The organism is Clostridium sp. D5 (assembly GCF_000190355.1).
In the GTDB taxonomy this organism is placed as follows: Bacteria; Bacillota; Clostridia; order Lachnospirales; family Lachnospiraceae; genus Faecalicatena; species Faecalicatena fissicatena_A.
The window spans coordinates 269,382-278,960 of sequence record NZ_GL870814.1 but is presented as its reverse complement, the minus strand read 5'-3'; the positions used below and the strand labels follow the sequence as shown (position 1 = coordinate 278,960).

At 43.9% G+C, this 9,579-nt stretch carries 8 protein-coding genes and 1 pseudogene; 1 reads left to right on the top strand and 8 read right to left on the bottom strand.

The features are described from left to right. Positions 1-190: pseudogene (locus HMPREF0240_RS24845) on the top strand (group II intron reverse transcriptase/maturase); the annotation flags it as partial. 74 nt (positions 191-264) lie between these two features. Here HMPREF0240_RS24845 and HMPREF0240_RS14825 read toward each other — a convergent pair. The 8 genes from HMPREF0240_RS14825 to HMPREF0240_RS14790 form a co-directional block, all read right to left on the bottom strand. After that, entirely contained in the window at positions 265-1,437 is a 1,173-nt protein-coding gene (locus HMPREF0240_RS14825) for a DHA2 family efflux MFS transporter permease subunit (protein ID WP_009004237.1), read from the bottom strand. After that, positions 1,409-1,873, bottom strand: a complete 465-nt coding sequence (locus HMPREF0240_RS14820; RefSeq protein ID WP_009004236.1) for a MarR family transcriptional regulator — start codon at positions 1,871-1,873, stop codon at positions 1,409-1,411. The genes HMPREF0240_RS14825 and HMPREF0240_RS14820 overlap by 29 nt, the downstream gene beginning before the upstream one ends. A 168-nt stretch (positions 1,874-2,041) precedes the next feature. Beyond that, positions 2,042-4,618: an ABC transporter permease gene (locus HMPREF0240_RS14815; protein WP_009004235.1), complete on the bottom strand. Its 2,577-nt coding sequence runs from the start codon at positions 4,616-4,618 to the stop codon at positions 2,042-2,044. Then, positions 4,615-5,304, bottom strand: coding sequence for an ABC transporter ATP-binding protein (locus HMPREF0240_RS14810; protein WP_035313585.1), 690 nt, complete (start codon positions 5,302-5,304; stop codon positions 4,615-4,617). Before HMPREF0240_RS14810 ends, HMPREF0240_RS14815 begins: the two co-directional genes overlap by 4 nt. Before the next feature lie 82 nt (positions 5,305-5,386). After that, the gene (locus tag HMPREF0240_RS14805) at positions 5,387-6,745 is read right to left on the bottom strand and encodes an MATE family efflux transporter (protein ID WP_009004233.1); all 1,359 of its coding nucleotides are present in this window, start codon (positions 6,743-6,745) and stop codon (positions 5,387-5,389) included. A gap of 219 nt (positions 6,746-6,964) precedes the next feature. After that, complete coding sequence (locus tag HMPREF0240_RS14800) at positions 6,965-7,600, bottom strand: DUF4317 family protein (protein ID WP_347462614.1); 636 nt, start codon at positions 7,598-7,600, stop codon at positions 6,965-6,967. A gap of 128 nt (positions 7,601-7,728) precedes the next feature. After that, the gene (locus HMPREF0240_RS14795; protein ID WP_009004231.1) at positions 7,729-8,901 is read right to left on the bottom strand and encodes an ABC transporter permease; all 1,173 of its coding nucleotides are present in this window, start codon (positions 8,899-8,901) and stop codon (positions 7,729-7,731) included. Further along, a complete protein-coding gene (locus HMPREF0240_RS14790; protein WP_009004230.1) occupies positions 8,898-9,569 on the bottom strand; it encodes an ABC transporter ATP-binding protein in 672 nt (223 codons plus the stop codon). The genes HMPREF0240_RS14795 and HMPREF0240_RS14790 overlap by 4 nt, the downstream gene beginning before the upstream one ends. Positions 9,570-9,579: the final 10 nt, after the last annotated feature.

Sequence of the window (9,579 nt, the reverse complement as noted above, 5' to 3'; positions counted from 1 at the left end):
CTATATGAATAGAAAATATGAATGTGGATTCGACCATGAATCAATCTATAAAGTTGCAAACTCAAGACTTGGATGGTACAGACAGAGTGGAATGAACGTAGTTAATTTTATCATTAGCCCAATGGTGCTTGAAACAAAAATAAAGGACGGAGCTGGTTTGCTCAATCCTTTAAATTATTATCTAAGATAAGTTGGAATATAAGTTGTAGAGCCGTATACGAGACCCGTACGTACGGTTCAATGAGAGGGAAATAATGCTAGCCATTATTTCCCTACTCTATTACTTGTGCCCCAGGTTACGAGAGGCATCATAAGACATCCGATGGACAGATTGCGCAGAGAATTTAATACTGCCGCAGTCCATACCGGCGTATTCATATTTATAAAGAACATTCCTAAATTACTGACAAGCATACAGACAGCTCCCGCAATAAAAAGCTGCTTCATTCCTGTCTTATCCAGGATTCTGCCCGCAAGTGGGCTGATAATCGACATGACCACCGAGCCGGGCAGTACAACCAGACCCGAAATTGTAGCAGATTTTCCAAGAACTGATTGTATATATAAAGGCATAATTACCGTGGATCCCATCATAACGAAGTAAAGCAGCATGCTGCCCAGTACACTCATTGTGTAATCTTTATTTTTCAGCACACGCAGTTCCAGAAACGGCTGTTCAAGATGCAGCTGTCTGTATATAAATAAACCAACTCCGATACAGCCAACGGTCAGGGCCGGCAGAATCTGCGGACTCACGAAACGATAACTGCCGATATTGCCCACACCTAATGTAATTCCCCCAAAAGCAAGGACGCTGAGTACAAATGAGGCAATATCAAACTTCATCTTAGCCGTCTCCAGTACGTTGTCAAATACGCAGAGCGCCCAGATGAAAGAAAACATCATTATGGCGATTGCAATATAAAATATCGCTTTCCAGCCGATGCTATCGACAACGATTCCTGCTAAAGTAGGGGCTATGACAGGGGCCGCACTTACCGACAAACCATACCACCCCATCGCTGTCCCGCGTTTCTCCAGCGGGTAAATTGTCAGAATGATAACCTGTGCCATAGCCGTAAGAATACCGTTTCCGCAGGCCTGCAGAACTCTTGCAATCATCATGATTGAAAAGGTTGGTGCAAACACGTTGAGCGCCATTCCTAAAATAGACAGGAGCAGGCCCGTTAAATATAAGTTCCTGGTCGGGAATCTTGTAATCAAAAAGGCTGTTAAAGGCATCATAATTCCCATAGCCAGGGAATAGCCGCTTGTAAGCCACTGCCCTGTAGTGATGGTGATATCCAGATCGCTGATGATTGCCGGCAAAGCAGTCGTCAAAGCGGTTGCCAGCATGGACGATGCAATACAGCTGATTACAATACTTGTAAATATCAACGTTCGTTTTTTATCGGTGAGATTCATGCTCTGTATCATTTCGTTCCTCTTCTGTTATATAATAATCTTTTATTTTTTCAAGTGCTCTGTAAAAAGCTTCTTTTTCTTCCGGTGACAGAACGGATACCATCTCACGATGTGCTTTTGCCCTGTCTTTCCGTATTTTAACTGCCTGCTCTTTTCCGGCTTCCGTAAGTGAAACCAGGATGATCCGTTTATCCTTCCCGGATGCAGTACGCCGGACAAACCCCTTTTGCTCCAGCTTCAGCAGAATCTCGCTCACCGAGGCCGGACGTATGTGGAGAATATCTGCCAGCTCCCTCTGGCTGCTTGTCTCAACCGCCTCCAGGACAAACAGGCAGCGGCACTGCCCTTTAAATGGATTCATATTCCCAAAACGGGTTTCTGAAACGCTGCGGTTCAATTTGGTTACATCAAAAAAAAGTTCAACAATTTCTTCGTCTTTTATACTCATATTACTGCTCCTGCTGTTCTAAAAATATTATATTGAGACAGATAAAATAATGAGGTACCTATTAATTATAATAAGGTACCTCATTATTGTCAATCGAAAGAATACGAATGATTTCATTTTTCACTTTATCCCATATTTCTCACTCTAATTACCGGAGCCTATGGTATTTTAAGTCATGTCATCCCGGAGAGCATCTATGATATTCTCTCTTTTGAGTTTGCTTACGGCATACATCATCGTAACAAATATAACAAGAAGCACACTGAACACACTGATCCCAATGCTGCTCCATGGAAGAATAAAATCGACATCCCCCATAAAGATTCCTTCATGAATCAGCCAGGAGGCAACCACCGCTAAGGGAAGACCGATGAGCAATGCCCTCAAGCCATAGAACGCACACTCGAACCGCATCATTCTGTTGAAATCCCGGTCAGACATCCCCACGGAACGAAGCATGGCAAGTTCCTGCCGCCGCAGCTTGATATTCGTGGAAATAGTGTTGAACACATTGGCAACCGCAATCAGCGAGATCATAATGATAAACGTATAGGAGAAAACGTTGGCTATAAAGATATAATTACGGCTTTCCTCAAATGACTTGGATGTATTCAGCAGGATATACGAGGATGTAATTCCTTTACCCTGAATCACGGCCTGCATCTCGGCTGTCGACTGCGAAGGATTCTCCGACTGAAATGTGAGGCCTTTGACCCTGATCTCTGCAGAGCCGTCTTGGGGTACAAGCCTCTCCTTCATTGACCATGGAGCCATTATCTGGAAAAAATAAGGCTGCGATTCGTAGGTATCATTAATCGGAGGCGTATCCGGCGGCACGGTTGAGACAAACGTAAGATTTATGGTTTGTCCCTGCTCCATGTTTTCTCCGCCCTCTGTTTTGGGAGTGACGGAAACATTCAGTGAGGATTTGGTGAACAGATCAGGAAGCTGACTGACCTCATCCACCTGGCCACTCTGCATTTTTGCAACGGCGATTATTTTCCCGCTCTGCACGGCATATTCCTCAGCCGGCAATCCCAGTTCCTGGACGATGTTCATATAGGTGCTGTCGTCAAGAAACTGGATTTCTATTGGCAGATTCAACGTTTGCTCTGTGGTACGTCCTTCCGCGGATTTCCAGTAATCATCTGAAAGTGTGTCTGCCGGGACGGCACATGAATAATCCATAAATACCTGATAGGAGCTCTCATAAACACCCCCAACATTCTTCAGTCTGTCGTAAAGCTCAAGCATTTCACTGTCATCCATATCCTGCGTGCCAAAGCCGATGTCATAACTGGTAACCATTTTTGCCTGTTCCGCTGCTTTTTTCAAACTCGCGACAAAGGCACTGGTTGATACGAACAGTACAATACTTAAAACAAGTGACAGTACGATGCTGCGATAACGTTTCTTGTTTCTTTTGAAATTCTTCAGTGCAAGTACTCCCTCCAGGCCGTATATGCGTTGTGCAAGTTTTGAAGTTTTCATGGCTTTAGATTCTACTTTTACTTCATTCGACTGACGGATACATTCCATTACCGGCATGGCGGCGGCCTTTCTGGCCGGAATGTAGGCCGAGATTATAATCGTAAGCAGACTGACAGCGGCTGCACCGGCAATTGCCAGGGCAGATACATGCATGGTCAATGGCACATCTGCATAGAGAATGTTTCCGAAATTCTTAGAGACGACGGAAATCACAAGTCCAATACTTCCAGTACCCACCAGAATCCCTATGGGGATGCCGGCTGCACCGATACAAAGCCCCTCAAAGAGCACGGAATTGCGCAGCTGCTTGGCCGTAGCTCCCACGGAGGCCAGGATCCCTATCTGCTGGATGCGTTCGTTCAGCGAAATGCTAAAGGAGTTATATATCAGAAAAATTGAGCCTATCATGATGATGACGATTACAATGATGCCGACTGAGTACAGCAGTGCATTGAATATTTTATCGGATGGGGAATCCGATAGCCCCATGAATCGAAGCACATTATGATTTAAGATATAGGCATGGCCATCTGCTGCAGTCTTCACGTATGCATGGACCCTGCGTGGATTTTTCAGCGTGATAAATATACTAAGATCATCCGCCGTGTCTGACGCATCGGTTCTTGTAATCAGGGTGTAACCCGGAGCATTATCTTCCTCAAAGGAGGGTGTCTGGCAGACACCTACGATTGTGTAGGTTCTCTGCCCTTTCGGTAAGAGAGCTTCATTGTCTGTGTACGGATCAGTCTGACCAAGTTTTTCCGTTCCATTCGTGCGGGTTCCCACAGCAAGGGAAAGCGTATCTCCCACTGCATAGGACGCGTTGCCATTTGCCGGGATTTTTCCTGAAACAAGAATTTCTCCACTGTTTTCAGGAAGTCTTCCTGAAAGCAGGTTTACAGGCAGGGCGTCGAATGTCTCCTCATAAAAGCCGGCGATAAAAAGATACGGCTTGTTCGAATCTTTTACGCCGCTAAGTTCTGCATATCCGATATTTTCAAAGACCGCAGAATCTGCCACTTCCTTGTCGGACATTCGTTCCTGTGCAAAAGAAGAATCAACATCCAGAAATGCCGCCTGCCAGCCGCCGTATTTACTGGCCGCCCCCTCTGTCATGTAGTTCAGCAGAGAGATGCCAAAGGTGGCGACTGCCGTAATCATTGCGGCTGACAGAATAACTCCTATGATTGTTACAAGCGTTCGGGTCCGGCTCTTTTTCAGGCTCTGGAAAGCAACTTTATTGAAAATGTTCATAACCGCTCCACCTGCCTCTCATCCCGTACCACTTTCCCATCTGCGATCGTAATAATACGGTCGGCCAGCAGGGCAATGTTTTCGTCATGAGTGACAAGAAGCAGAGTCTGTCCATATTTTTTATTACTTTCTTTCAGTAGTTTGATGATCTCATGCCCATTACGGCTGTCCAGACTGCCCGTTGGTTCATCGGCCAGCATGACTGCCGGCGCGTTCATCAGAGCGCGTCCGATGGCAACGCGCTGCTGCTGGCCTCCCGAAAGCTGGTTTGGCAGATGGGTTTTACGCTCCTGAAGCCCAAGTAGATCCAGCAGGTCATTCAGCCGTTTTTTATTGACTCGTCTTTTATCCATTAAAATCGGAAGCGTAATATTTTCGACCACATTCAGCGTGGGGATCAGGTTATGGAACTGATAAATCAAGCCCACCTGCCGCCTGCGGAATATGGCCAGTTTCTCATTGTTCTGGGCATATACATCCTGTCCGTCCAAATATACATTGCCGCCTGTGGGCACATCAACGCCCGCGATAATATGAAGCAAGGTAGATTTACCCGAGCCGGAAGAACCAATGATTGCGGTAAACTCCCCCTTTTCGAATGTAAGTGAAACATGGTCAAGTGCAGCCACCTGATTTTCGCCTTTGCCGTAGACCTTGCATAAATCTTCAATTTTTAAAAACTCCATTATGTGAGCCTCCTTTTTCATAGTCTACCCATATAATAGAACCATCTGCTTACATCTCTGTGACTTTTCGGTGAGAGATCCGTCACTTTGGGAAACGGATGGCAAATTCATCCATCTTTTTTCTCACTTTATGTTTCTTCCACAGGATCCGAAGCAGATACAGTGTCAACAGAACTCCCCAGGATCCGGCTTCTGCATATGCAATAATCATATTTCCACACAGACTGACAAAAGCATATGAGAAGAGGATACGCGAAATCAAAGAAATAATCCCGGCAATGCTTGAAAACAGTACGTCTCCGATCCCTTCTATGTACCCCCGGATAGACATTGCAATACCATAAACAGCATAAAAAGCTGCAATTCTCCGGAAAAAATTTCTTCCAATCTCAGTCGCCTCCGGGCTTACTCCAAACATGGCAATGAGATGTCCGCCGGTTTCCACTACCAGCCACGTCAGCAATAAAGATATAGAAAGCATCATAGCTGTTCCAACATATACGATCTTTGTAAGCTGTTTTCTATTTCCTGCCCCATAATTCTGTGCAACGATTGTAGATATTCCGGATCCAAGATTGATAATTGGCAGAAGTATCATTGTATCCACACGATACGCCGTGGTAATTGCTGCAACTGTCTGTGTTCCGAATCCATTCATGAAATTTTGCAGTATAAGGCCTCCTAATGAACCAATACAGGCCTGAATCATAGGCGGTATTCCAAGATGAAGCCCCTCTTTCAGAACAGAAAGATCCAGAGCCCATCTTTTCATAGAGAAACACAGGCAGGAGTATTTCTTCACGCTGTATAAGATGATAAATATAGTCATAACGGCCTGGGAAATTACAGTTGCGATTGCCGCACCTGCAACGCCCCAATGCAGGGCACCAACAAAAATGATATCCAATATCACATTAATAACCGACGAGCACAATACAGACACAAAAGGAGCACGGCTGTTTCCAATTCCTCGAAGCGCAGAAGCATAAACGTTATATACAGCAAGAATCGGTATTCCAATCAGGATGATCTGCAGATATTCCTTTGCCATTTGAATCGTATCCGATGTAGTGTTCAACATATGAAGTAATGGATACGCACCTATAATACCTATTACTGCGGCAATCAGAAAAGCGCTGCCGGCCACAACTGAGAATACTGATAATATTTTTGCGATATGCGATGTTTTTCCGGCACCGTATTTTTGTGCAAATAAAATAGAAAGCCCAAGTGTAAAGCCTGTAATTGCTGTGAGAAACAGATTAATGACCGTACTGGTCGAACCAATTGCCGCCAGCGCATTTTCCCCTGCTATATTTCCAACTATAAATGCATCTGCCCAATTATATAGCTGTTGTAAGATACCGCTTAAAATAAGTGGTGTGCAGAATTTTATTAGTGTAAGTGCTATGTTGTCTGTTTTATTTTTTTCATTGTACATTTGTAATTACTCCTAAAGTAAAAATAGAGTTTCGCTTGTGAAACTCACGCCTGAAGGGCTTTTTATCTTATAAACGGACTGTCCTTCAAGATAAAAAATACCGCATGTAAGAAAATAGCCTCACATACGGTAGGTGCTCACCCGATATTAATATGGAGTATATCAAATTAATAAATTATTTACAAGACTTAAATTCACATCTGCTTCGTCTTATACGGGTTATAAACCCAATATTTCCAGAATTTCCGAGTGGGGATGCCCGGGGTCTGACTGAAATACATCAATGTGGTTCAATACTGCGCATCTGTCAGAATAGGCCGGAAACAGAAACCCGCACTCCGGCTTTCCTGGCTCGTAATCTTCTATCAAAGGACAAATGGCACAGATGATATATTCAAATATATCTTCGGACTCCCCTAATCTTTCGTGGTCTGCCGCTTTTGCAGGAATATCATATCGGTCATGAAATATAAAAACTGCATAATCATGATCCGAGTGATAGGACTCACCGATCAATTCATAGAATGTTTCCAGCAATGCATCATTCTTAAGCCCGCAGGATTTGATCCCCAGCAGAAGCTGCCGCATGCTTCCCTGTTTCGTAGAAGCCTCAGGGAATTTGTATCTTTTTAATTTTTCATTTGTACTGGAAAAAGGGATTTCTTTTGCAATGGTAAGTTTTTTCCCCTTTTCTACAGACGATAATTTTAAAAAATTAGTATTAAAAGTCCCGTCTATGTATCCTTCTGCATCCATATAACTTCCGGCAATCCTTGTCATGGATGTTCTTGCCAGCGTCATGCGTCTGGTTAATGCCAGCATATCTTCTCTGTCTATTATATTTTCTTTTCCCATTACTCCATTCCTCTCTGTAAAATAAGCAGCTATCTGCATATATTGTAAGCAGATAGTTGCTTATTGTCAATAAAACCGGAAACTTGCTTTATAGAGATTTCTTTTTAGTGGGCACTGCCGAAAATAATTTAAGAAAAGCGTAAAGCCTCTATCGGTTTTTTCTTTGCAGCTTTATTGGCCGGATAGCTGCCAAAGGCAACTCCGATCGTTGCAGAAAATGCAACGGACAGCCAGATCACATTGGGGGAGAGTTTAAAATGATACCGGCTCATCACCTGATCCACTGCAGATACAATCCCCCAGGAAAGTAAAATACCGATTAGGCATCCCATCAGGCTGATAACAACTGCCTCTACGAGAAACTGTACCATGATATTTGCGTAATCCGCCCCAATTGCCTTGCGGATTCCAATTTCACGCGTTCTTTCCGTCACGGAAACCAACATGATATTCATAATCCCGATGCCTCCGACTATCAGGGATATACCAGCAATTCCTCCCAACATCATTACCATGGTTCTGTTAGTGGATTCCATCATTTTTAGAAATTCCATTTCATTGTCAACACGGAATGCCTTAGTATCATTCTGAAATCTTTCCAGAAGTTTATCTGTAATTTTGCTTTCCACGGCCTTCATGGCCTTCTCATTGTCTGCCAGAACTACAAAGCTATTTACATATTTTACAGTTTCTGAGCTCCGCATTAAGGTTGAATAAGGAACATAGGCCTCCATTCTGTCCATATTCCACCCGTTATCTTTGTTTTTCTGCAGAACACCTGCAATTTTGTACTGCCTTCCGGCTATTATTACTGTCCTGCCTGTTACGTTCTCTGTTCCGAAGAGCTGCTGTGCCATATAGTGATTAATAACGGCGGTATAGCTGCTGCTGTCCACATCTGCTTTTTTCAGTATCCTTCCACTTGCAAGATTGAGCTTCTGGATTTTAAAATACCCGGGAGTAGTACCGGTTATGCTTACATCGCCACTGGTTTTATCGCTCTTTGCCGTGCCGCTTTCCTCCCCCACTGGAGCAATTTCTTTGATCTCACTTTCCTGTCCCATCGCCAGAACTTCATCCAGAGTCAGAGGTTTACCCTTGTTATTATTGATGGTAACCGTCATTTTACTGTTTCCGGCAGAAGAGATGTCCTCATTCACAGATGCCACTGCTCCGTTTACAAGAGATACAAGTACTACAAGCGATGTCACTCCGATAATGATTCCGAGCATGGTCAGAAAAGACCGCATTTTATTAGATAAAATAGCACTGCATGCCATTTTAAAGGATTGTATCATCATACTGCCACCTCACTTACATATCCATCGCGGATTCTTACTTTACGTTCTGCCTGATCTGCAACGGCTTCATCATGGGTAATAATGATAATCGTGTTCCCCTGTTCATAAAGGTTCTGAAATATTCCCATAATCTCCGTGCTGGTCCTCGAATCCAGGGCTCCGGTTGGCTCATCTGCAAGAAATAAAGATGGCCTGGATGCCAGTGCTCTTGCGATTGCGACCCTCTGCTGCTGTCCTCCTGAAAGTTCCGTGGGGCGGTGTCCTTTCCGATCGTACAGTTTTACCTGATCAAGTGCCCACTTTACTCTTTCACTTCGCTCTGATGAGGGAAGCTTCTGATAGATTAAAGGAAGTTCCACATTCTCATATGCTGTCATTTTTGACAGGAGATTAAAATTCTGAAAAACAAATCCGATTTTGCGGTTTCTTACTTTTGCCAGTTCCTTCTGGGAATAGTTATGGATATGTTCCCCATCCAGCAGATAATCACCCTCGTCAGCGGTATCCAGACATCCGATGATATTCATCATCGTAGATTTACCGCTTCCTGACGGACCAATGATACTGACAAACTCACCGTCTCTTACGCTAAGTGACGCATCTCTTAAAGCATAAACATCTTCGCCGCCCATATGATATATTTTAGATACATTTTTTAGAGATATCATAGTCCTGCCT

Excerpts from the sequence above, each read along its gene's own strand:
- HMPREF0240_RS14825 (WP_009004237.1), bottom strand. The coding sequence starts at position 1,437 with ATGATACAGAGCATGAATCTCACCGATAAAAAACGAACGTTGATATTT.
- HMPREF0240_RS14820 (WP_009004236.1), bottom strand. The coding sequence starts at position 1,873 with ATGAGTATAAAAGACGAAGAAATTGTTGAACTTTTTTTTGATGTAACC.
- HMPREF0240_RS14815 (WP_009004235.1), bottom strand. The coding sequence starts at position 4,618 with ATGAACATTTTCAATAAAGTTGCTTTCCAGAGCCTGAAAAAGAGCCGG.
- HMPREF0240_RS14810 (WP_035313585.1), bottom strand. The coding sequence starts at position 5,304 with ATGGAGTTTTTAAAAATTGAAGATTTATGCAAGGTCTACGGCAAAGGC.
- HMPREF0240_RS14805 (WP_009004233.1), bottom strand. The coding sequence starts at position 6,745 with ATGTACAATGAAAAAAATAAAACAGACAACATAGCACTTACACTAATA.
- HMPREF0240_RS14800 (WP_347462614.1), bottom strand. The coding sequence starts at position 7,600 with ATGGGAAAAGAAAATATAATAGACAGAGAAGATATGCTGGCATTAACC.
- HMPREF0240_RS14795 (WP_009004231.1), bottom strand. The coding sequence starts at position 8,901 with ATGATGATACAATCCTTTAAAATGGCATGCAGTGCTATTTTATCTAAT.
- HMPREF0240_RS14790 (WP_009004230.1), bottom strand. The coding sequence starts at position 9,569 with ATGATATCTCTAAAAAATGTATCTAAAATATATCATATGGGCGGCGAA.